Annotated in this window: 23 protein-coding genes and 1 pseudogene; 2 read left to right on the forward strand and 22 right to left on the reverse strand. The window is 69.7% G+C overall.

Annotation, left to right across the window (positions count from 1 at the left end):
* Positions 1 to 141 precede the first annotated feature (141 nt).
* Positions 142 to 978: a translation elongation factor Ts gene (gene tsf, locus OHA88_RS16235; protein WP_328626074.1), complete on the reverse strand. Its 837-nt coding sequence runs from the start codon at positions 976 to 978 to the stop codon at positions 142 to 144.
* Between the two features lie 102 nt (positions 979 to 1,080).
* Positions 1,081 to 1,998, reverse strand: a complete 918-nt coding sequence (gene rpsB / locus OHA88_RS16240) for a 30S ribosomal protein S2 (protein WP_267001332.1) — start codon at positions 1,996 to 1,998, stop codon at positions 1,081 to 1,083.
* A gap of 278 nt (positions 1,999 to 2,276) precedes the next feature.
* On the opposite strand from rpsB, the pseudogene OHA88_RS16245 reads away from it, so the two are divergent.
* Positions 2,277 to 2,876, forward strand: a pseudogene (locus OHA88_RS16245) (M23 family metallopeptidase); the annotation flags it as partial.
* 77 nt (positions 2,877 to 2,953) lie between these two features.
* Here the strand turns inward: OHA88_RS16245 and OHA88_RS16250 are convergent.
* The 18 genes from OHA88_RS16250 to proS form a co-directional block, all read right to left on the reverse strand.
* Positions 2,954 to 3,511 carry a TetR/AcrR family transcriptional regulator gene (locus OHA88_RS16250; RefSeq protein WP_267007935.1) on the reverse strand — a complete coding sequence of 186 codons (558 nt, stop codon included), beginning with the start codon at positions 3,509 to 3,511 and terminating at the stop codon, positions 2,954 to 2,956.
* Between the two features lie 93 nt (positions 3,512 to 3,604).
* Positions 3,605 to 4,441 carry an RNA polymerase sigma factor WhiG gene (gene whiG / locus OHA88_RS16255; RefSeq protein ID WP_030978833.1) on the reverse strand — a complete coding sequence of 279 codons (837 nt, stop codon included), beginning with the start codon at positions 4,439 to 4,441 and terminating at the stop codon, positions 3,605 to 3,607.
* Positions 4,442 to 4,683: 242 nt separating this feature from the next.
* Positions 4,684 to 5,964 carry a DNA-processing protein DprA gene (gene dprA, locus OHA88_RS16260; protein ID WP_328626075.1) on the reverse strand — a complete coding sequence of 427 codons (1,281 nt, stop codon included), beginning with the start codon at positions 5,962 to 5,964 and terminating at the stop codon, positions 4,684 to 4,686.
* Positions 5,961 to 7,586 carry a YifB family Mg chelatase-like AAA ATPase gene (locus tag OHA88_RS16265; RefSeq protein WP_328626076.1) on the reverse strand — a complete coding sequence of 542 codons (1,626 nt, stop codon included), beginning with the start codon at positions 7,584 to 7,586 and terminating at the stop codon, positions 5,961 to 5,963. Before OHA88_RS16265 ends, dprA begins: the two co-directional genes overlap by 4 nt.
* Positions 7,586 to 7,945: a YraN family protein gene (locus OHA88_RS16270; protein ID WP_328626077.1), complete on the reverse strand. Its 360-nt coding sequence runs from the start codon at positions 7,943 to 7,945 to the stop codon at positions 7,586 to 7,588. Before OHA88_RS16270 ends, OHA88_RS16265 begins: the two co-directional genes overlap by 1 nt.
* A 130-nt stretch (positions 7,946 to 8,075) precedes the next feature.
* Entirely contained in the window at positions 8,076 to 8,384 is a 309-nt protein-coding gene (locus tag OHA88_RS16275) for a DUF2469 domain-containing protein (protein WP_003965949.1), read from the reverse strand.
* Between the two features lie 64 nt (positions 8,385 to 8,448).
* Positions 8,449 to 8,937 (reverse strand): NUDIX hydrolase, encoded by a 489-nt coding sequence (locus OHA88_RS16280; RefSeq protein WP_328626078.1) that lies wholly within the window; start codon positions 8,935 to 8,937, stop codon positions 8,449 to 8,451.
* Positions 8,927 to 9,679, reverse strand: coding sequence for a signal peptidase I (lepB, locus tag OHA88_RS16285; RefSeq protein ID WP_328626079.1), 753 nt, complete (start codon positions 9,677 to 9,679; stop codon positions 8,927 to 8,929). The genes OHA88_RS16280 and lepB (OHA88_RS16285) overlap by 11 nt, the downstream gene beginning before the upstream one ends.
* A 51-nt stretch (positions 9,680 to 9,730) precedes the next feature.
* Complete coding sequence (gene lepB / locus OHA88_RS16290; RefSeq protein WP_326634058.1) at positions 9,731 to 10,627, reverse strand: signal peptidase I; 897 nt, start codon at positions 10,625 to 10,627, stop codon at positions 9,731 to 9,733.
* Entirely contained in the window at positions 10,560 to 11,603 is a 1,044-nt protein-coding gene (gene lepB / locus OHA88_RS16295; RefSeq protein ID WP_267001353.1) for a signal peptidase I, read from the reverse strand. The genes lepB (OHA88_RS16290) and lepB (OHA88_RS16295) overlap by 68 nt, the downstream gene beginning before the upstream one ends.
* Positions 11,596 to 12,363 carry a signal peptidase I gene (lepB, locus tag OHA88_RS16300; RefSeq protein WP_328626080.1) on the reverse strand — a complete coding sequence of 256 codons (768 nt, stop codon included), beginning with the start codon at positions 12,361 to 12,363 and terminating at the stop codon, positions 11,596 to 11,598. Before lepB (OHA88_RS16300) ends, lepB (OHA88_RS16295) begins: the two co-directional genes overlap by 8 nt.
* Before the next feature lie 45 nt (positions 12,364 to 12,408).
* Positions 12,409 to 12,759, reverse strand: a complete 351-nt coding sequence (gene rplS / locus OHA88_RS16305; RefSeq protein WP_267001357.1) for a 50S ribosomal protein L19 — start codon at positions 12,757 to 12,759, stop codon at positions 12,409 to 12,411.
* 128 nt (positions 12,760 to 12,887) lie between these two features.
* A complete protein-coding gene (trmD, locus tag OHA88_RS16310; protein ID WP_267001359.1) occupies positions 12,888 to 13,709 on the reverse strand; it encodes a tRNA (guanosine(37)-N1)-methyltransferase TrmD in 822 nt (273 codons plus the stop codon).
* The gene (gene rimM / locus OHA88_RS16315) at positions 13,709 to 14,278 is read right to left on the reverse strand and encodes a ribosome maturation factor RimM (RefSeq protein ID WP_328626081.1); all 570 of its coding nucleotides are present in this window, start codon (positions 14,276 to 14,278) and stop codon (positions 13,709 to 13,711) included. The genes trmD and rimM overlap by 1 nt, the downstream gene beginning before the upstream one ends.
* A gap of 79 nt (positions 14,279 to 14,357) precedes the next feature.
* Entirely contained in the window at positions 14,358 to 14,597 is a 240-nt protein-coding gene (locus tag OHA88_RS16320) for an RNA-binding protein (RefSeq protein ID WP_005311361.1), read from the reverse strand.
* 2 nt (positions 14,598 to 14,599) lie between these two features.
* The gene (gene rpsP / locus OHA88_RS16325) at positions 14,600 to 15,043 is read right to left on the reverse strand and encodes a 30S ribosomal protein S16 (protein ID WP_030928571.1); all 444 of its coding nucleotides are present in this window, start codon (positions 15,041 to 15,043) and stop codon (positions 14,600 to 14,602) included.
* A 157-nt stretch (positions 15,044 to 15,200) separates the two neighbouring features.
* Positions 15,201 to 15,794 (reverse strand): hypothetical protein, encoded by a 594-nt coding sequence (locus OHA88_RS16330; protein ID WP_030928573.1) that lies wholly within the window; start codon positions 15,792 to 15,794, stop codon positions 15,201 to 15,203.
* Between the two features lie 241 nt (positions 15,795 to 16,035).
* Positions 16,036 to 17,451, reverse strand: a complete 1,416-nt coding sequence (gene proS, locus OHA88_RS16335) for a proline--tRNA ligase (protein ID WP_328626082.1) — start codon at positions 17,449 to 17,451, stop codon at positions 16,036 to 16,038.
* 246 nt (positions 17,452 to 17,697) lie between these two features.
* Between proS and OHA88_RS16340 the strand changes: the two genes are divergently transcribed.
* On the forward strand, positions 17,698 to 18,558 hold the full coding sequence (locus tag OHA88_RS16340; RefSeq protein ID WP_328626083.1) for a class I SAM-dependent methyltransferase: 861 nt from the start codon (positions 17,698 to 17,700) through the stop codon (positions 18,556 to 18,558).
* 63 nt (positions 18,559 to 18,621) lie between these two features.
* On the opposite strand, the gene ftsH is transcribed toward OHA88_RS16340, so the two are convergent.
* Positions 18,622 to 20,535 carry an ATP-dependent zinc metalloprotease FtsH gene (ftsH, locus tag OHA88_RS16345; RefSeq protein WP_328626084.1) on the reverse strand — a complete coding sequence of 638 codons (1,914 nt, stop codon included), beginning with the start codon at positions 20,533 to 20,535 and terminating at the stop codon, positions 18,622 to 18,624.
* A gap of 251 nt (positions 20,536 to 20,786) precedes the next feature.
* Positions 20,787 to 22,337 (reverse strand): signal recognition particle protein, encoded by a 1,551-nt coding sequence (ffh, locus tag OHA88_RS16350; protein ID WP_328626085.1) that lies wholly within the window; start codon positions 22,335 to 22,337, stop codon positions 20,787 to 20,789.
* Positions 22,338 to 22,374: the final 37 nt, after the last annotated feature.

Consider the following 22,374-nt stretch of genomic DNA (forward strand, 5'->3'; position numbering starts at 1 on the left):
ATACGAAGAAGGCCATTGCCGGTGGGTCTGGTGTCCCTCAGCGGCAATGGCCTCCTCGTCAGATCTGCGGTCGTACGGCAGGTGTGCGGCCGTACGACTGCACTAGACCCTATCGGGGTCCACCGTTTTTCGCGGACGGACTCAGATGCCGACCTTGATGCGCGAGAAGCGCTTCAGGGTGACACCGGCCTCGTCCAGGACCTTCTGGACAGACTTCTTGTTGTCCTTGGCGAAGGCCTGCTCCACGACGACGACGTCCTTGAAGAAGCCGTTGACGCGACCCTCGACGATCTTCGGAAGGGCGGCCTCGGGCTTGCCCTCCTCGCGAGAGGTGGCCTCGGCGACCCGACGCTCGTTCTCGACCGTCTCGGCCGGGACCTCGTCGCGGTTGAGGTACTTCGGGGCGAAGGCGGCGATGTGCTGCGCAACGTCCTTGGCGACCTCGGCGTTCTCCTTGTCCAGCTCGACGAGCACGCCGACCTGCGGCGGGAGGTCGGGCATGGTGCGGTGCATGTACGCAGCCACGTAACCGCCGGTGAACTGCGCGAAGCGGTCCAGGACGATCTTCTCACCGAGGTTGGCGTTGGCCTCGTCGACGTACGCCTGGACGGTCTTGCCGGCCTCGATCTCGGAGGCGAGCAGCGCGGTCAGGTCGGCCGGCGAGGTCGCGGCGACGTGGGCGGCGAGCGCGTCGGCGACGGCGAGGAACTTCTCGCTCTTGGCGACGAAGTCCGTCTCGCACTTGAGCTCGAGCAGGACGCCGGAGGTCTTGTCCTCGGAGATGAGGGAGACAACGGCGCCGTTCTCGGCAGAACGGCCCTCGCGCTTGGCGACGCCCTTCTGACCCTTGATACGGAGGGCCTCGACGGCCTTGTCGACGCTGCCGTCGGCCTCGTCGAGCGCCTTCTTGCAGTCCATCATGCCGGCGCCGGTGAGCTCACGGAGCTTCTTGACGTCAGCGGCGGTGTAGTTCGCCATGAGTCTGTGTTTCTCTCTCGAAGTCTGAAAGATCTACGGGTGAACGGCGGGGGCGGTGCTTGTGGCACCGGCCCCCGCCGTCATTCAGCCGTGACGCAGTGGTCAGGCCTGCTCGGCGTCCGCGGCCGGAGCCTCGGCAGCGGCCGGAGCCTCAGCAGCGGCCTCGGCCTCGGCCGGCGTCTCGGCGGCGTCCGCGACCTTCTCGGTCTCGGCGGACGTCTGCACCTCGGCGTCGTCCTTCTTCTCGCCCTCGAGCAGGTCGCGCTCCCACTCGGCGAGCGGCTCGCCGGCAGCCTTCTCGCCCGGCTTCGAGTCGCCGGTCGCGGCACCGGAACGGGCGATGAGGCCCTCGGCGACGGCGTCGGCGATCACGCGGGTGAGCAGGGTGACGGAGCGGATCGCGTCGTCGTTGCCCGGGATCTTGTAGTCGACCTCGTCGGGGTCGCAGTTGGTGTCGAGGATCGCGACGACCGGGATGTGGAGCTTGCGCGCCTCACCGACGGCGATGTGCTCCTTCTTGGTGTCGACGATCCAGACGGCGCTGGGCACCTTCTGCATCTCGCGGATACCACCGAGGGTCTTCTCCAGCTTGGCCTTCTCGCGGGAGAGAACCAGGAGCTCCTTCTTGGTGAGGCCGGAGGCGGCCACGTCCTCGAAGTCGATCTGCTCGAGCTCCTTCAGACGCTGAAGGCGCTTGTAGACGGTGGAGAAGTTGGTGAGCATGCCACCGAGCCAACGCTGGTTGACGTACGGCATGCCGACGCGCGTCGCCTGCTCGGCGATGGCCTCCTGGGCCTGCTTCTTCGTACCCACGAACATGATGGAGCCGCCGTGCGCGACGGTCTCCTTGACGAACTCGTAGGCGCGGTCGATGTACGACAGCGACTGGAGCAGGTCGATGATGTAGATGCCGTTGCGCTCGGTGAAGATGAAGCGCTTCATCTTCGGGTTCCAGCGACGGGTCTGGTGACCGAAGTGGACGCCGCTTTCCAGCAGCTCCCGCATCGTGACGACGGCCATGGCCGTACTCCTTGAGGTGCTCGGTTGTCGCGACCGCAGGATTGCTGTCGCGCCTGACGCCCCGACGCGCCGTGCCACAAGGGACCGAGGAGCGCGGCCACCGTCCGCAGAGAGGGAGGTGGCGGGGCGTGCGAAGTCGACCCGGTGACCCGGATCGCCACAAGAAGTGTACGGGACCCATCGGGTGCCGGGTGACGGCGATGTCCACAACCGGCCGGTAGTCCACAGATCCGCTCCGTGATCCCCATGGATCCGCCGGGTGCGGGACGGTTCCGGTCATGCGATACACACCTGAACCGCCTGCTGCCCGACGCTGTGAGCCGGGCCGTCCCCGTCGGGCGCGGACCCTGCTCGCGGTGGTGGCCCTGGCCGTATTCACTCTGCTGTGCGGTGCGCACGCCGCCACCGCTGCCGATGGAGCCGGGCCCGGCGCCGAGCGCGTGTGGCCGCTCGAGGGGCGCCCTGCGGTCGTACGGGGGTGGGAACCGCCGGCCAGTGCCTACGGACGGGGGCACCGTGGCGTCGATCTCGCCGCCGGGGCCGGTGCGCCGGTGCGCGCCGCCGCCTCCGGCCGGGTCTCGTTCGCAGGGCGCGTCGCGGGGCGCGGGGTCGTCGCGATCGAGGTGGCGGGGACGGGTGATCCGCCGCTGCGCACGACTTACGAGCCGGTGCGCGCGCTGGTCGAGAAGGGCGAGGAGGCCGTCGCGGGGCAGGTGGTCGCGGTCCTGGAGGCCGGGCCGTTCCACTGTGCGTCCGGGTGCCTGCACTGGGGACTGCGGCGCGGTGACGCGTATCTGGACCCGCTGACCCTGCTGCCGCCGTCACTGCTTCGACGGGGCCCGTCCCGACTGCTGCCGGTCGTCGGCGTACCTGAACCGAGGCCGGACACGCCGGGCGCCATCGGATACGCGGCCCCTGCCGCGCTGCTCGCCACGGCGGCACTCCGGTCCGGGCGTCAGCCCCGGACGCCCCGCAGGATCATGGCGACAGCGGTGTCCGCGATCACGTCCGGCGTCTCCGCCACGCTCAGCTCGATACGGCGCACGGCGGCGTCCACCGAGCCCTGCAGCAGCATCGCCGCGAGCCTCGGCTGCTCGTGGCCGAGGTCGCCGAGCGCCTCGACGATCATGGCGATCAGCCCGCCGTGCGCGGCCCGGATCTTCTCGCGTGCGCCCGCGTCCAGCTCGCTCGCGGAGATGGCGACAACCGCCCGGTGCCGCCGGTCCCCGACCAGGTCGAGCTGGCGGCGCACATACGCCTCGATCTTTCCCTCAGGGGTCGCGGCCCGCTCCATGGCGTGCTCGACCTCGGCCGCCCAGACAGGGAAGTCGACGGCGCACAGCTCCTCGACGACGGCCGCGCGGGAGCGGAAGTACTCGTAGACGGAGGACCTGGCGAGGCCTGTGCGCTCGGCGAGAGCGGGGAAGGTCAACGCCTCCGTACCCCCCTCGGACAGCAGGGATCGGGCGGCGTCCAGGAGGGCGCCGCGCTGCATGGTCCGGTGCTCGGCCACGGAGGCCGCTCGAATCCTGGGCACGGCTCCACTGTACGGCGGCACCTGCGGGAGAGGGGGCCGGGCGGCACCGATTGCCGGCCGGGCACTGCCTCAGCGCCCGGCGTCGGCCAGTTTCGCGCGAAGCTGCAGCACCGATTTGGTGTGGATCTGGCTGACCCGGCTCTCGGTCACCCCGAGCACGTTGCCGATCTCGGCGAGCGTGAGGCCCTCGTAGTAGTAGAGGGTGACGACCGTCTTCTCGCGGTCCGGGAGTGTGTTGATCGCCCGGGCGAGCAGCCGTCTGAGCTCACGGCCCTCGGCGACCTCCACGGGATTGTCGGCGGCGGTGTCCTCCAGCGTGTCCATCAGGCTCAACCGGTCACCGCCCTCGCCGCCGACATGCAGGAGCTCCTCCAGCGCGACCACGTTCGCCAGCGACAACTGGCTGAAAACCGCGTGCAGTTCTTCCAGCGTGATACCCATCTCGGCGGCGACCTCCGGCTCGGAGGGAGTGCGCCGCAACTGCGCCTCCAGCGTGGCGTAGGCGCGCTCCACGGCCCGCGCCTTCTGCCGCACGGAGCGCGGGATCCAGTCCAGCGCCCGGAGTTCGTCGATCATCGCGCCACGGATGCGGGTGATTGCGTACGTCTCGAACTTGATGGCCCGTTCGATGTCGAACTTCTCGATCGCGTCGATCAGTCCGAAGACTCCCGAGGAGACGAAGTCCGCCTGCTCGACGTTGGACGGCAGTCCCACGCTCACCCGGCCCGCGACGTACTTCACCAACGGCGAGTAGTGCAGGATCAGCTGCTCCCGCAGCCGCTCGTCGCCCGTGGACTTGTACGAACGCCACAACTCGTCGAGCGAGGAAGGGGCAGGAGGGCGCACAGTGCCACGCGCAGCCGGTGGTACTGGCGCACGGTCAGACCCGGAGGTGTGCTGGGGCATGTGGTGCCTTGAGCCGTTCTGCTGTGGACTGCTGGGGGACTTGTGCCTGGGCCGGAATCCTTGTGAGCGTAGCGTGACTGAAGTGTTGCGGTGCGCGAAGGATAGAGGATCTGTGCCGGGCACTTCCGGACGAATGGACATGACTACGCTCCGGGACCATCACCGCGTGGGTCGGTCCCGGAGGCGTCGTTGAAGGATCCGCCGAGGTCATCGGCATCACCTTTTCACCCGAATGCTCCAGGTCAAGGACCGCCTCGCCGCGGGCCGCCCATGCGTGTCGGGCGCGGCGTCAACTGCCAGTCTTCGCCAACGCGTTCGACGAACCCCAGTGAGTGCAGTTCGTACAATCTGCCGAGTGCTTCGTCGGCGCTGGTACCGGCGGTGCGGGCGATGTCCCTTCCGCTGACGGAGCCGTGGGAGGGCAGGGCGTCGAGCACCCGGGCGGAGGCGGCATCCAACAGGTCCCTGGGAAGCACGGGGCCGCGCCGGGCCGGGGCGAGATCGCCGATCTCCCCCACCAGTTCGGCGACTTCCGCGGCGTCGGTGACCAGGACTCCCTCGCCCCTCAGGAGTTCGTGGACCCCGGCCGACAGACCGCTGGTGGCGGGACCCGGCACCCCCATGGTGAAGCGGCCCAGCCGTTGCGCACTGCGTGCGGTGACCAGGGAGCCGCTGCGGTACTCGGCCTCGACCACGACCGTGCCCCGGGTCAGCGCGGCAATCACCCGGTTCCGGAGGATGAATCTGCTGCGGGTCGGATGATCGGCCGGTGGCAGCTCTCCGATGACCAGCCCCTGTTCCGCCACACGTCCGATCAGCTCGGCATGCCCTCGGGGATAGGCGACGTCCACGCCGCAGGCCAGGACCGCCACGGTGGCCCCGCCGGCCGAGAGCGCGCCGCGATGGGCCGCCCCGTCCACCCCGAACGCGGCGCCCGACACCACCACCCAGCCCAGCTCCGCCAGCCCCGCCCCGAGGCTCGCCGCCATATGCGCCCCGTACGGGGTACAGGCCCGGGCGCCGACCACCGCGACCGAGCGCAGCGCCCAGAGCCGCAGATCGGGCCGCCCCCGAACCCAGAGGCCGGTCGGCCGGGAGTCTCCCAGGTCGTCGAGTTGGCTGGGCCACTCACGGTCGCCGGGGCAGACGAAGCGGCCGCCCACGGCGGCGACCGACGCCAGGTCCCGCTCGGGGTCGACGGCCTCGGCCCGTAGCCGGTAGCCGGCCAGCCGCTTCGGCGTCATGCCCCGAAGCTGTTCCGCGGTCCCGTCCCGGTCCGTGATCCGCCGTATCAGTTCGGCGGCGCCGACTTCGCGCAGCCAGCGGCCCCCGCGTTCGTCGCCCGGCTCGAGGACGCGGGTCAGGGCGGCCCGCGCCAGCCGCTCCCGGTCGCCCACCGCCGGTCGCGCCCACCCCGCTTCCCGGTTCCGCTCCCGGACGCCCGGCGCGCTGATGCCCCGTCTCTCCTCAAGGCCCTCCGGCGCCCTGATGCCCGGTCCGGCGTCGAGTCCGCCCGGCGTCATGAAGCCCGGTCCAGCACCGAGGCCCCGCGCGAAATCCCGGTCCGCAACTCCAGGGCCACCGCGATGTCGAACGCCTCCGGGCGATCGGCGCCGCGCAGGTCGGCGAGGGTCCATGCCACCCGCAGGACCCGGTCGAGTCCCCGCGCGGTGAGCAGTCCGCGCTCCATGTCCCGTTCCGCCTCCATGAGCGCCCCCGGAGCCGCGAGCAGCCTGGTCCGCAGCTCGTGGCCGGGGACCTCGCTGTTGGTGGTCCAGGGTGTGCCCGTGAGCCGGTCCGCAGCCCGCGACCTGGCCTCCCGCACCCGGGCGGCGACATCGGCCGTCGGCTCGCCCCGGCCGCCCCGCCCCATCAGGTCCTCACGGGTGACCGGAGCGACGACCACGCGCAGATCCACCCGGTCGAGCAGGGGCCCGGAGAGTCTCGCCTGATAGCGACGGACCGACGAGGGCGGGCATTCGCAGGCGGCGCCGGTGAGGGTGTGGCGTCCGCACGGGCACGGGTTGGCGGCCAGCACCATCAGGAAGCGGGCGGGCAGCCGCACCACGCCGGCACTGCGCGCCACCACCACATGCCCCGACTCCAGGGGCTGGCGCAGCGCGTCCAGGGCCCGCACGGAGAACTCCGGCGCCTCGTCCAGAAAGAGCACACCGCGGTGGGCCAGCGAGACCGCACCGGGCCGCGGCAGTCCATTGCCCCCGCCGACCAGCGACTGCATGGTCGCGGAGTGGTGCGGTGCGCAGTACGGCGCCCGGGAGACCAGCGGTTCGCCGGGCGGCAGGATGCCCGCCACCGAGTGCACCGCGGTCACTTCGAGGGATTCCTGCCTGGTCAGCGGGGGCAGGATCGCGGACAGCCGCTCGGCCAGTATGGTCTTGCCGGCGCCCGGCGGCCCGGAGAGCAGCAGATGGTGACCGCCCGCCGCGGCGACCTCCAGGGCCTTTCGCGGCGTCTCCTGGCCTGCGACGTCCGCCAGGTCCGGCCGGTGTCCGTCGCTCTGCGCGGAGCCCAGCGCCAGTCCGGTGCCGATGCCCGCGCCCGGCACCATCAGCCCCGCGAGCATGGTGTCGGGGCGCCCTTCCTCGCGCATCTCCGGCTCATCGGGCACCGGTTCGTCGCTGAGTACGGCGATCAGCTGCCGCAGGCTCCGTACCCCGAGGACCGACACCCCCGGCACCAGCGCCGCTTCGCCCGCGGTCTGTTCGGGCACGACGACCTTGCGGTACCCGGCCTCCGCCGCGGCGAGTACGGCGGGCAGCACTCCGCGCACGGGTCGCACCCGGCCGTCGAGCCCCAGCTCCCCGATCATCACGACATCCGCGATGGCCGCAGGGGCGATCCGCTCGGCCGCACCCAGCACGGCGCACGCCACGGCCAGGTCGAATCCGCTGCCGCCCTTGGGCACGGAGGCCGGGGAGAGCCCGACCGTGAGTTTCTTCTGCGGCCACTCCGCCCCGGAGTTGACCACCGCGGCCCTGACCCGGTCCCGGCTCTCCACCAGGCTCTTGTCCGGCAGCCCGACCAGGGTGAACGCCGCCACCCCGGGCTCCAGGTCCGCCTGGACCTCCACCACCACGCCGTCGACGCCGACCAGCGCCACCGAGCACGCCCGCGCGAACCCCATCAGGACACCCCCCGCGCGTGCTCGGCGACCGGCGCTCCGCGCCTCGGCACCACCACGCCGACCAGGTCGATCCGCACCCCGCCCGGCGGCGGGCCGCCGTTCCGGTCGAGCCAGATCTCGGCCAGCCGTCGCAGCCGGTCCGCCTTGACCGGCGTGACGGCCGCCATCGGATGCTCGAACGCCCCCGCCCTGCGGGTCTTGACCTCGCAGACGACCAACGCGTCGCCGTCCTTGGCGACGATGTCGATCTCACCGGCCCGACAGCGCCAGTTCCGTGCCAGTACGGCCATGCCGGCGTTGGTCAGCAGCCGCGCCGCCAGATCCTCGCCGTACCGCCCGAGTGCCCCCCGTGCGTTCATATCGGCACCACCTCCGGCACCGACTCTGACCTGTCCGACCCCGACCTGTGGATCTTGGTGGACAATTCGGCGACTGTGGATAACCCGGCCACCCGTGAGGGGGACCGACCGGAGGGGCGCCCTCGGCGGCTCAGCCGCCCGGCAGTTCGAGGTCGCTCTTGTTGAGCTCCTCGATGTTGACGTCCTTGAACGTCAGAACGCGTACCTGCTTGACGAATCGGGCGGGCCGGTACATGTCCCAGACCCAGGCATCCGCCATGGACACCTCGAAAAACACCTCACCCTGGACCGAGTGCACCTGCATCTCGTAGTCATTGGTGAGGTAGAAGCGCCGTTCGGTCTCGATCACATATTTGAACAGACCGACGACATCGCGGTACTCCCGGTAGAGCTTCAGCTCCATCTCGGTCTCGTACTTCTCGAGGTCCTCGGCGCTCATTGGCATGTTCCCCTTCAGCCGTGCGTCCACCTATTGTGCGCCAGGCACCGGCACCCCTGGACGCTTAGACGATTTCGGGGGCCAGAACCAGTGGCGTACGCGGCGGACCCTCTTCGAGCAGCGTGCGCAGCAGCTCGGCGAGTCTGGTCGGATACACCGTCTCACGCGCCACCGACAGTTCGGCGTAGGTCCACCACCTCAGACCCGCGACACTGCGCTGTTCCAGCCCGGTCAGCCCGCTCAGGTCCGTCGCGGTCTGCGTCGTACGTGCCAGGAAGTACCACTCGTCCTGGTCCCAGCGCCGCCCGTCGAACGGGAAGGAGCAGATCCGCTGCCAGAGCACCGGACCCAGCTCGACATCGGTGATCCCGGTCTCCTCGGCCAGCTCGCGCAGGGCCGCCTGCTCCCGGCTCTCGTCGCCCTCGAGACCACCGCCGGGGGTGAACCACCAGGTGCTCGTGGGGTCCTCCGGTTCATATCCGTGCATCAGCAGAATGCGGTCGTCGGCGTCCAGCAGGACCACCCGGGCCACCTTCCGCTTCTCAGTGGGCACCGGCAGGCACCCTTCGGTCCTGCCCGTTCCTCCTGCGTGCGGACCGCGCGGCGATAGGACCGTACGCGGTGCCTCCGAAGATGAGCACCACGCCCGCCACCACGGCCCCGATCTGAAGCTTCAGGGGGCCGGGGGCCGACACCCCGCCGGGGAGAGCGGCAAACGCCTGCGGTCGCTCGATCATGCCGTCCATCGGCCAGGCGATGGCGTCCACCCGGGCCTGCACGTCGCTGCGCGGCACCGACCCCTGTCCCGGGTCGTCCAGGTGGACCCGGGAGTCCAGGGAGCCGCTGCGCTCGTCCCCGAGGAGGAAGAGCTGCCCCTTGGGCACTTCCGCCGTGAAGTTCTTCACCGAGGCGAGGCCCTCTGTCTGCAGATACGGTTCCTCGATGGGCTTGCCGTTGACGGTGAGCCGGCCGCTCTTCTCGCAGCAGGCGATCCTGTCGCCGCCGATTCCGACGACCCGCTTGACCATCGGCATGTTGTTGTCCCAGGCCGGGTCCGTGAAGACCACCACGTCACCCCGGCGCACCTCGCTGCCGTCCACACGCTCCGCGAGGACCCGGTCTCCCGCATTCACCGTCGGCGTCATCGACTCGGTCGGCACGATGTACGGCTTGTACACCAGCGCACCCCAGGCGAACCCGCCGAGGAAGAGCACAAGGCCGACAGCCACGGCCAGCCCCGACAGCATGCTGCCGAGCCGGCCGTGGCCGTCACCCGTACGTCCTGTTCCACTCATCCCAGCGTCCCCCACCTCGGAGATCGACAATCGCTGATCCGAGTCGGCACCCTACCCGGCGGTACGCCCGTTGGTCAGCCTCTTGCGGCGCCACAACACGAGGGGCAGCGCTCCGGCTACGCCGAGTGCTCCCGGCACCAGCCCCGTCGCCGCGTTGATCCCCGGCTGGTCGAATGTGCTCGGGATCGGCAGGGTCGCCCAGCGGTTGATCGGCCATGCGACCACGATGGCCCGGCCGACGACCTCGTCCGTGGAGACCGTGCCCTGACCGGGCAGCTCCTGGTGGTAGCGGGAGTCGAGGGAGTTCTGTCGGTGATCGCCCATCACCCAGATACGGCCCTCGGGCACCTTGATCGGGCCGAACGGCTCGTCATTGCAGGGGGTGTTGCCCGGGTAGATGAACGACGTCTCGTTCAGCGCCACGCCATTGACCGTGACCGGCCCGTTCTCCTTGCACTCCACCGTGTCGCCGCCGATCGCGATGACCCGCTTGATCAGGTCCTTCTCCTCGGCGGACGGCATCAGTCCGATGAAGCTGAGGAACTTCTGCGCCACATTCGGTGTCGGTGTCTGGGCGCTCTCCAGCCAGCCGCCCGGGTCGTGGAAGACCACGACCTCGCCCCGCTGAGGCTCCGAGCCGAACCACGGGGTCAGCTTGTCGACCAGCACCCGGTCGCCCCGCTGGAGCGTGTCCTGCATCGAGTCCGAGGGAATCGAGAACGCCTGCACCAGGAACGTCTTGATCAGCAGCGCCAGAATCAACGCGATGCCGATGAGCAGGGGCAGCTCCTTCCAGAAGGAGCGTGGGTTCCTCGGAGCCGTACCGCCGCTGTCCGGGGAGTCGCCGTCACTCTCCGTCCGGCCCGCCACCTCGGAGGATTCACCGTTCTCCGGATGCTCCGCCCGGTCCTCGGGTTCGTCGTGTCCGGATCGTGCGCCGACCGCCAAATCCCCCACATCCACTCCTCACTCCGTGCCACCGCCCGCGACCCATTCGGCGCAGGCCCACCACTCCCATAACGAGCGGGAGTTCCGCAGGGGTCGGGAGCCGGACCATTCCATTGAGGTCCTGGGACGACACACTATTCGACTGTCCGTACGCAGCCGCCGTCCCGGCGCGCGCGTCCGGCACCGAGGCAAATGTCTGCGGCTCCTCCAGTCTCCGCCAGTGGCCGAAGGGCCAGGCGATGACGACGGCCCGTCCCACGACCTCGTTCTCGGAGACCGTGCCGTGATCGGGCTCGTCCAGGTGGAAGCGCGAATCGGCGGAATTCGAGCGATGGTCACCCATGACGAAGATTCGGCCGGCCGGAACCTTTACCTCGAATTTGAGTGTGGAGGGCGGATTGCCCGGATGCAGATAGGGCTCATCGAGCGGGACACCGTTGACGGTGACCTTGCCGTCCTTGTCGCAGCACTTCACGGTGTCGCCGCCGACGGCGACCACACGCTTGATCAGATCCTGTTCGTCGTCGGACGGCAGCAGCCCTATGAAGGTCAGTCCTTCCTTCACCTGTTTGACGACAACGGGCGGATCCTTCTTGTCGACGTTCTCCTGCCGAAGCCAGCCGCCCGGATCCTTGAAGACGACGACATCGCCGCGCCGGGGCTTTGCACCGAACCAGGGCGTCAGCTTGTCGACGAGTACCCGGTCGCCGATCCGGATGGTCTGCTCCATCGATCCGGACGGAATCACGAAGGCCTGCACCAGGAAGGTCTTGAGAACGAGCGCGATGAGCAGCGCCACGGTGATCAGGAGGGGGATCTCCTTCACGGCCGACCTGCGCCGCCGCCGTTTCACCTTGCGGGCCAGCTTGCGGCGCTCCGCCCGGGTCGGCAGCGAGCGTGCGACCGTCGGCCTGCTGCCGGTCGGCAGCGGCGTGCCGGGGTCCGAGGCGCGGCTGCCGCGCCCGCGGTTACCCATGGGTCCCGTCCGGTATCCGTACGCCGTCGAAGGCACCGGTGTCCGGCAGCGGGCCCAGCCGGCCCAGCGGCCAGCCGATCCAGTCCACCCGGCCGATCGCCCGGTCGACCGGCACCATGCCGCCGCCGGGCTCGCCCAGATGGTCGCGGGAGTCGCGGGAGTTGCTGCGGTGGTCGCCCATCATCCACAGCGTGCCGTCGGGGACAACAATGTCGAACGCCGCCCTGGACGGGACGTCGCCCGGATACAGGTACTCCTCGTCCAGCGGCCGGCCGTTCACCTCGACCCTGCCCCGCTTGTCGCAGCAGACCACCCGGTCGCCACCCACGCCCACCACCCGCTTCACGAAGTCGGTCTCGGCGGGCTCCGCCAGCCCCAGGGATGCCGCCACGCCGTGCGCCAGCGCGGTGACGGGGTTCTCCTCGGGCTTCTCCTGCACGAAGGATCCGGTGCCGTCGAAGACCACCACATCGCCGCGCTGCGGTACGGAGCCGAAACGGTACGCCAGTTTGTTCACAAGCACCCGGTCCCCCACCTGCAGCGTGGACTCCATCGAGCCACTGGGGATCAGGAAGGGCTGCAGCACATAGGTGCTGAACAGCAGCAGGAAGACCGCGCAGCCGGCGCCGAGCGCCGCTGTCCGCCGCCACGACATCGTGGCGAACCGGTCCGGGATACGCGAAGAGCGCGACCTCTCCTCCGACCCTGCTTCGGGTGCGGAGGAGCGGTCGCGCTCCGTGGTCTTTGCTTCCGTGTCCATCGCAGCCAGAGCTTAACCGGCTGCGCTGTGGACCTGGGAGCTAGCTCACCTGTCGCGCTTCTCCTTGATCTTCGCGGCCTTGCCGCGCAGCTCACGGAGGAAGTACAGCTTCGCGCGGCGGACGTCACCGCGGGTGACGAGCTCGATCTTCTCGAAGATCGGGCTGTGCACCGGGAAGGTGCGCTCGACACCGACGCTGAAGGAGACCTTGCGGACCGTGAAGGTCTCGCTGACGCCAGAGCCCTGGCGGCGGATGACTACGCCCTTGAACTGCTGGATACGGGAGCGGTTGCCCTCGATCACTCGCACGTGGACGTTGACGGTGTCACCGGGGCGGAACGCCGGGACGTCCGTACGCAGGGAGGCGGCATTGACGCCATCGAGCAGGGAAGCCATGTTGTCTGCTTTCTTCGCCGATGCCACAGGTCATCGACGGGAGATCGTAAGGAATCAGGGTGCTGATCGCGTCGGGTGGGCGTCGTTCCCCCTGTGGCAGGGGCGCACACCGGACGTACAGCAGCGGCTTATTCTTCCATGCCTTCGGGCCTGCGCCAAAATCGGCCGCCGGGCTCCGGCGACCAGCCGAGGATGGAGAGGATCTCACGGTCCTTCTTGTCGAAGGCGCTCGCCTCGCAACGCTCGATGAGATCGGGCCGGTTGACCGCGGTACGGCGGAACGCCTCGTCCCGTCGCCAGCGTGCGATCTTCCCGTGGTGACCGCTGAGCAGGACGTCCGGGATGCCTCTGCCACGCCACTCGGGCGGCTTGGTGAAGACCGGGCCCTCCAGCAGGTTGGCCATGGCGCCGGGTGCGAAGGAGTCGTCGCGGTGCGACTCGACGTTGCCGAGCACACCGGGCAGCAGCCGGGCCACCGCCTCGGTGATGACCAGCACGGCAGCCTCCCCGCCGGCCAGCACATAGTCCCCGATGGAGACCTCGACGACCGGTATGCGGGTGGCGTACTCGTCCATCACCCGGCGGTCGATGCCCTCGTAGCGGGCCGGGGTGAAGATCAGCCACGGCCGCTCGGAGAGCTCCACGGCGAGCTCCTGGGTGAAGGGGCGGCCGCTGGGTGTGGGTACCACGAGCACCGGGGAGTGCGCCCCGGCCTCGTACCCGTCCGCCAGGGTCTCGTCCAGGGCGTCACCCCACGGCCCGGTCTTCATCACCATGCCGGGACCGCCGCCGTACGGCGTGTCGTCGACCGTGTTGTGCCGGTCGTACGTCCAGTCCCGGAGATCGTGCACGTGTACATCGAGGCGGCCCCGGGCGCGGGCCTTGCCGACGAGTGAGACGTTCAGCGGTTCCAGGTACTCGGGGAAGATCGTGACGACGTCGAGCCGCATCAGGCGTCGTTCCCCGGCTCGGAGGCCTCTTCGTCCCGCGAGGAGACGATCACTGCCTGGCTGTCGTCGATCAGGCCGGGCGGCGGGGTGATGACCGCGCGCTGCTCCTCCAGATCGATCTCGGTGACGATCTCCTCGACGAACGGGATCATCACCTCGCTGCCGTCCGGGCGCTCCACGATGAAGAGGTCCTGGGACGGCAGATGCGAGATCTCGGTGATCCGGCCGATCTCGGTGCCGTCGGCGAGGACCACATCGAGGTCGATGAGCTGGTGGTCGTAGAACTCCTCGGGGTCCTCCGGGAGCTCCGCCGGGTCGACGTCGGCGATCAGCAGGGTGTTCCGGAGGGCCTCGGCCGCCGTACGGTCGCGTACGCCTTCGAAACGCAGCAGCAGCCTGCCGCTGTGCACCCGTCCGGTCTCGATGGTCAGCGGCCCGTTCGCTGCCGGGTCGGTGGCCAGGCGGGCCCCGGGGCCGAGCCTCAGCTCCGGCTCGTCCGTACGCACCTCGACGGTGACCTCGCCCTTGATGCCGTGGGCGCGGCCGATCCGCGCAACTACCAGCTGCACCTTGTGTCTCTCCTGTCATACGACGACGGGCCGGGGCGGGCGCATGGCCCTCCCCGGCCCGTGCCGGTGTTCAACTCTGTCAGCGAACCTGGTCCACATCGACGAGGTCGACGCGGATGCCACGGCCGCCGATGGCGCCCACGACGGTTCGCAGCGCGCGTGCGGTGCGGCCGTTGCGGCCGATCACCTTGCCGAGGTCATCGGGATGGACCCGGACCTCGAGCACACGACCACGGCGCAGGTTGCGCGAGGCGACCTGCACATCGTCGGGGTTGTCGACGATGCCCTTCACGAGGTGCTCGAGAGCCTCCTCGAGCATGCTCAGGCCTCGGTCGACTCGGCGGGCGCGGCAGCGTCAGCCGCCTCGTCCGCCTTCTTGTCGGCCTTCTTCGCCTTCTGCGTGATGGCCTCGCCCTTGGACTCCTCGCCGGTGTCCTTGGCCAGGGCCTCGAACAGGGCGCGCTTGTCGGCCTTGGGCTCCGGCTGCAGCAGCGGCGCGGGGGCGGGGAGACCCTTGTGGGCCTGCCAGTCACCGGTGAGCTTCAGGATCGCGAGAACCGGCTCGGTCGGCTGGGCGCCGACGGACAGCCAGTACTGCGCACGCTCCGAGTTGACCTCGATGCGCGAGGGGTTCTGCACCGGGTGGTACAGGCCGATCTCCTCGATGGCCCGGCCGTCACGGCGGGTACGGGAGTCGGCGACGACGATGCGGTAGTGAGGCGAACGGATCTTGCCCAGACGCTTCAGCTTGATCTTGACTGCCACGGAAGTGGTGTCTCCTGGTCTATGACGTGGTTGGGCACAACGAAGATGCCACGTGGGGTTGCGGTACTCGGGTGCCCGATGGACGCGTCAGCCGGAGGCGAGAGGGTTCCTGTGCGGCTGTCGAGTACAGCTAGCCATTGTGCCACACCACATCGGGTCACCCCACCGCGACCGCCGCTTCCGGGATGCGGAAGGGCTTTCCGCAGCCACCGCAGACGATCGGCGCCTGGGCGAGGACCGACGGAACGACCCGGACGTTGCGTCCGCAGTCGCAGACGGCCTTGACGCGCACGCCGCCTCCGGAGGAGCCGTGCCGGGCGGCCGGCCCGCGGAAGGAGCGTTTGGTGTCGGCGGCGGTGGCGACCGTGTGCGCCTTGAGGGCGCGTTGCAGTCGCTCGATCGTCGGGCGGTAACGGCGCTTGGCCTCGGGGTTGAGCGTGACCAGCGAGAAGCCACTGCTGGGGTGGGGCTCCTCGGCATGGTCGAGACCCAACTCCTCGGCGATCGCGAGGAATCGTCTGTTGTGGTAGCGGCCGGCGCGGGAGGTGTCACGGACACCTCGGGCGGCGGCGATGCCATGGACTGCCTCGTGCAGCAGTCGCTCGAAGGAGAGCTCGGCGCCACAGGCGGACGAGGACTCTCCGATCAGGGACTCGGGCGCGGCAAGATCGGGCAGCTCGGGGTGGTACCGCTGAATGTCGGCCCACGCCTGTGCCAGCTCTGCGGCAAGTACAGGTGGTGTCGTGCTCACGTCGTGACAACGAGCCTGAGTGCCCCGGTGTTCCGATTCCGGGCCATCCCAAATATTTTGCACGTACCAGTCAGTTGCCATTCATGCGTCGTGACGAGGGCAGGTGCGCTGATCTGCGGAGAACTCTCACAGCTCGCACGAAGCCGGTACGTAGTGACGCGTACGCCGTGACGCGTACGCCCCGGCGCGCGGACAGCGCCTGCGCGCCGGGTCCGGACGGTTCCGGGGACACCGTCGGGCGTCAGTAGGCGCGGGCCACGACGGCGACAGTACCCGGGGCGTCGTCGGACTGCGGAACCGACCCGTCCTCGGCCACCAGACACCGTACCGAGGCGCCATGCTCCCCGAGCCGGGCCTCCCCTGCCGGGCCGAGGACGTCCCACGGAATGCAGGCCCAGCCGCCCGCGGCCGCTGCTTCTGCGGCCTCCTCGACGGTGGCCACCTCGCTGGTGCGGGAGGTGCGGCGGGCCCGGGACTCACGCAGCAGGGTCGCCTGGTCCTCCTCCAGAACGGCCGGCAGCAGGGCCGCCAGCGCCTCGATCGGGACCGGTTGCTTCCCGCCGGGGATGCGGCGGGCCAGCATCGCCGTGCCGTTCTCCAGATCGCGCGGGCCGACCTCGATCCGTACGGGTACGCCCTTCAGCTCCCAGTCGACCGCGCGCCGGCCGAACGGGGTGTCCGTGCGGTCGTCGACGTGGACCCTGATCCCGGCGGCGCGCAGCCGGTCGCCGATGGAGCGGACCGCGGCGAGTACCGCCTCGTCCCCCTTGATCGCGAGGACGACCGCCTGGACGGCGGCCAGCCGCGGCGGGACGCGGAGCCCCTGGTCGTCGCCGTGCGACATGATCAGGCCGCCGACCATCCGGGTCGAGGTGCCCCAGGAGGTCTGCCAGACCAGCTCCTGCCTGCCCTCCTTCGACAGGTACTCGGTGTGGAAGGCCTTGGCGAAATTGGTGCCGAGCTCATGGCTCGTACCCATCTGCAGGGCCTTGCCGTCGCCCATCATCGCTTCGAGGGTGAGCGTGTTGACGGCGCCCGCGAACCGCTCGCTCGGGGTCTTGCGGCCGAGCACCACATCGATGCCGAGGACCTCGGTCATGAAGTCCGCGTAGACGTCCCGGTGGATGCGGGCGGCGTACTCCCGGGCGTCCTCGAACGTGGCGTGGGCGGTGTGGCCCTCCTGCCAGAGGAACTCCGTCGTACGGAGAAAGACCCGCGGGCGCATCTCCCAGCGGACGACGTTGGCCCACTGGTTGATCAGGAGGGGCAGATCCCGGTAGCTCTGGACCCATTTCGAGAAGTACTCATTGATGATCGTTTCGGACGTCGGCCGCACCACCACGGGCTCTTCGAGGTCCTTGCCGCCGCCGTGGGTGACGATGGCGAGCTCGGGTGCGAAGCCCTCGACGTGCTCCGCTTCGCGTGTCAGGTAAGACTGGGGGATGAAGAGTGGGAAGTAGGCGTTCTGGGCGCCCGCATCCTTGATGCGGGCATCCATCTCCTGCTGCATCCGCTCCCACAGGCCGTATCCGTACGGTCGGATGACCATGGTGCCGCGCACCGGACCGTTGTCCGCGAGTTCGGCCTTGTTGATCAGATCCTGGTACCAGCGGGGAAAGTCCTCGGCCTGGGGTGTGAGAACGGGTGCCTTTGCCATGGCGCGCATCGTACGGCGACATCTCGCTCCGCACGGAGTGACGGGACCGGCCTTCGTGGCCGGTATCCGGGGGCGCACGACGTGTCCCCCGGGGCGCACGACCGTAGCGCGCAACCATTGCCCTCCGACCCCTGGACGAAGCCGCGGATGCGGAGTTCTCTGACTTACGGGGGAGTGCGGGCGCGCAGACACACGGGGGCCGTCCACTCGGGTACGACCGATTTCTCGGCGGATTGGGGCGCTTTCATGACACCAACGCTCGTCCGGCACCACAGGCAGGCGGATGCATCCGCCCCGGTGGACCCCGGAACCCGTGCCCGTGACTGGGCCGAGATCCAGGAGCGCATGCTCGCACCGCTGTACGAAGCGGTGTACGAGCGGCTCGAAATCGGAGCCGGTACGCGGATGCTCTCCCTCGGCTGCGGCTCCGGGCTCGCGCTGCTGATGGCCGCCGCCCGTGCGGCGCACGTCACCGGCGTCGACACCGACCGTGAACGTCTTGCTCTGGCCCGCGAACGGCTGCTGCCCGATCCCGGACCCGAGCGGGCCGGGGACGGCCTGCCGGTGCTCCTCGACGGTGATCCGTCCGTCGCCGCCCGGCCCGAAGGCCCCCCGTACAACCTGCTCACCGTGTTCACCCCGATCGGCTGCTCGGCGGGCGACTCCGAAGGACTGAAGCCGGAGCTGGAGACCGCTGTTCCGCTGGTCGCGCGGGGCAGCTCGGTGGTGCTGACCGGATGGGGTCCGCCCGAGCGGTGTGCCACTGCGGCGGTGCTGCGGGTGGCGACGCGGCTCGGTGACGAGGTGCGTGCGCCCCGCGCGGGAGGCTGGCGCCCGGCGCGCCGGGACGATCTGGAGGAGGTCGCGTTCCGGGTCGGGCTCAATCCGAACGGCTCGGGACGGGTGGCATGCCCGTTCGGGTACGCGGACATGGGCAGCGCGGTGCGCGGGCTGCTGTCGACCCGGCTGTTCGACGCGGCGGTACGGGCGACGGACCGGTCCCAGGTGGAGAAGGAGGTCGCGGAGGCACTGCATCCGCACCGGCGCCGGGACGGCACGGTCTGGATGCCGAATGTCTTCCGCTATCTCGTCTGCACCACTCCCTAGCAGCGCGCTCCACCCCCGGAAGGGTGTTCCGCAGAAGGCGTTCCGTGCCCGGCCGGGCGGCTCTCAGTGCTTGGCCAGGCGCGCGACGCCCGCCGCCCGGTAGGCCGCCTCCTCGTCCAGCGTCTCGTTCTGCAGCAGCGCGGAAGCCAGCGCATCGAGCTTCTCCCGGTGCTCGCGCAGCAGCTGCTGCGCCTCGATGTAGCACTCATCGACGATGCGCCGCATCTCGTGGTCCACCACGTCCAGCGTGGCGGGCGCCGCCGAGAGTCCGTACGCCTGCTGGGCGTCGCCCGGGATCGCCGTCAGCCTGCCGACTCTTTCGCTCATCCCCCAGCGCCCGACCATTCCACGCGCCAGGCTGGTGACCTGCTCCAGGTCGCTCTCCGAGCCCGTGGTGACCACTCCGTAGACCAGCTGTTCCGCGGCCATGCCACCGAGGGCGCCGATGATGCGGCCGCGCAGATAGTCCTCGGTGTACGCGTACTTGTCGGCCTCCGGCGTCGAGAGGGTGACGCCGAGAGCCCGGCCGCGCGGCACGATGGTGACCTTGCGGACCGGATCGGCGCCGGGCTGGAGCATCCCGAGGAGGGCGTGGCCGCTCTCGTGGTACGCGGTCCTGCGGCGCTCCTCCTCCGGCATGACCAGCGGTCGTTCGGCTCCGAGCTGGACCTTCTCCAGGGCGTCCGACAGGTCGGTCTGGTTGACCTCGGACTTTTTGCGCTTGACGGCGAGCAGGGCGGCCTCGTTGGCGAGGTTGGCGAGGTCCGCACCGGTCATGCCGGGGGTCGTGCGGGCCACCTGGCCGAGGCTCACGTCCTCGGAGAGCGGGATCTGCCGGGTGTGGATCTTCAAGATCGCCTCCCGGCCGCCCCGGTCCGGTGGACTCACCTGGACGATCCGGTCGAAGCGGCCGGGCCTGGTGAGCGCCGGGTCGAGGACATCGGCCCGGTTGGTCGCGGCGAGGACGACGACGCCTTCCGATCCGGAGAAGCCGTCCATCTCGGTGAGGATCTGGTTCAGCGTCTGTTCGCGCTCGTCGTGGCCGCCCATGCCGGAGCCGCCGCCGCGAGCCCGGCCGATGGTGTCGATCTCGTCGATGAAGACGATGGCGGGGGCGACCTTGCGGGCCTCGGCGAAGAGTTCCCGTACCCGGCTCGCGCCGACGCCGACGATCATCTCGATGAACTCGGAGGCGGAGGCGGAGAAGAACGGCACCCCGGCCTCGCCCGCGACGGCCCTTGCGAGCAGCGTCTTGCCGGTGCCGGGCGGGCCCGCGAGCAGCACTCCCCCGGGCATCCGGGCGCCCATCTTCCGGTACTCCTGCGGGTTCTTCAGGAAGTCGACGACATCGTTGAGTTCGCCCTCGACCTCGTCGATCCCGGCCACGTCCTCGAAAGTGGTGCGCTTGGCGCCCTCCAGTTCGACCGGTCTGGGCGGGGCCTTGCGCCCCAGTGCGCCGACGCCGCCGAGCCCGCCGGACATCCGGCGGGCGATGAAGACCCAGAGCAGGACGAGCAGCAGGATCGGGGCCAGGGAGATCAGCAGGTTGGCGAGGAAGCTGCGCTGCTGGACGACCGGTTCCGCGGTGACGGCGACATCGTCCTTGATCAGCTCGGCCCAGAGGTTGTCGTCGGCGAACGCGGGCCGCTGGGTGACGAACTTGGTGTACGTCTTGTCGCTGCCGGGGACCTTCGCCTCCTTCCTCAGCTGCCCCTGGATGGCGTCGCCCTTGGAGTAGATCTTGGAGACGTTGCCCGCCGTGACCTGCTTGGTGAACTCCGTGTAGGCGATGGTCGGCTCGTTCCTGCCGTTGAAGAAGGAGAGCACCAGATTGGTGATCAGATAGACGGCCAGCGCGGTCAGCAGCAGTCCGCCCCAGCCGCCAGGCATCTTCCGACGCGGCGGAGGGGGCGGTGGGGCGCCCTCGGAGCGCCACGGCTGGTCGGTCCGATCGCGTGGCGGTACAGGACTGGTCACGCGCGCTCCTCTGCCGACGACCTTGAGGCGACATTAAGCACCAGAGCCTCCGGGGGCCCGTCCGGTGGGCCCATGGGGGGACATCGGCGCGCGGACGCGTGAAGCCCGGGCAATATCCGGAACCCTGTTCGGGGCCGGCCAACGGGACGACGCTGTGGCCTGGGCGGCACACGGCCTGAGCAGGCGGGGCGCACACGAAAGGGGCGCCCGCCGGGAAGGCGGGCGCCCCTTTCGCACATGGGCCGAGAGCGTCAGCCCATGAACTTCTTGAACTCGTCCGGCAGCTCGAAGTTCTTGTCCTCCTGGGCCGGCAGACCGAACGCGCCGCCCTGCGCCGCCGCCTGCTCGCGGCGGGCCGCCTCAGCCTGCTCCTCGGCCTTGCGCTTCATCGGGTTGCCGCTCTTGCGCTTGCCCTTGGCCTGCTTGATCTGCTTCTTCTGGCGACCGGGACCGCCGCCCATGCCGGGCATCCCCGGCATGCCCGGCATGCCGCCGCCCTGCGCCATCTTCGACATCATCTTGCGCGCCTCGAAGAACCGCTCCACCAGGTTCTTCACGGCGGACACCTCGACACCCGAACCCTTGGCGATACGGGCCCGGCGCGAGCCGTTGATGATCGTCGGTTCCTGACGCTCGTGCGGCGTCATCGACTTGATGATCGCGGCGGTACGGTCCACGTCCCGCTCGTCGATGCTGTTGATCTGGTCCTTGATCTGCCCCATGCCGGGCAGCATCCCGAGCAGCTTGGAGATGGAGCCCATCTTCCTGACCTGCTCCATCTGCGCCAGGAAGTCGTCGAGCGTGAAGTCCTTGCCCTTGCTGGACGCCAGCTTGGAGGCCATTTTGGCGGCCTCTTCCTGGGTGAAGGTCTTCTCCGCCTGCTCGATCAGGGTGAGCAGGTCACCCATGTCGAGGATGCGCGACGCCATGCGGTCGGGGTGGAAGGCGTCGAAGTCCTCGAGCTTCTCACCGTTCGACGCGAACATGATCTGCTTGCCCGTGACATGGGCGATCGACAGGGCGGCACCACCGCGGGCGTCACCGTCGAGCTTGGAGAGCACCACGCCGTCGAAGCCGACACCGTCGCGGAAGGCCTCGGCGGTGTTGACCGCGTCCTGGCCGATCATCGCGTCGACGACGAAGAGGATCTCGTCGGGGCTGACGGCGTCGCGGATGTCCGCGGCCTGCTGCATCAGCTCCTGGTCGATACCGAGGCGGCCCGCGGTGTCGACGATCACCACGTCGAACTGCTTGGAGCGGGCGTGCTCGATGGAGTCCTTGGCGACCTGGACCGGGTCACCGACGCCGTTGCCCGGCTGCGGGGCGTACACCGCGACACCGGCGCGGTCGGCGACGACGCTCAGCTGGTTGACGGCGTTGGGGCGCTGGAGGTCACAGGCGACGAGCAGCGGCGAGTGGCCCTGCCCCTTGAGCCAGACACCGAGCTTTCCGGCCAGGGTGGTCTTACCGGCACCCTGCAGACCGGCGAGCATGATCACGGTGGGCGGGTTCTTGGCGAACCGCACCCGCCGGGTCTCACCGCCGAGGATGCCGACGAGCTCCTCGTTGACGATCTTGACGACCTGCTGGGCAGGGTTCAGCGCCTGGGAGACCTCGACGCCGCGCGCCCGCTCCTTGACATTGGCGATGAAGGCGCGGACCACGGGAAGCGCGACATCGGCCTCGAGCAGGGCGATACGGATCTCGCGTGCCGTGGCGTCGATGTCCGCCTCGGACAAGCGGCCCTTGCCCCGGAGGTTCTTGAAAGTCGCGGCAAGGCGGTCGGAGAGAGTATCGAACACGGCGCTCGTCGGTCCTCAGGGTCGGGGTCGGGTGCAG

Origin of the sequence: Streptomyces sp. NBC_00353 (assembly GCF_036108815.1) — a bacterium.
Taxonomy (GTDB): Bacteria; Actinomycetota; Actinomycetes; order Streptomycetales; family Streptomycetaceae; genus Streptomyces.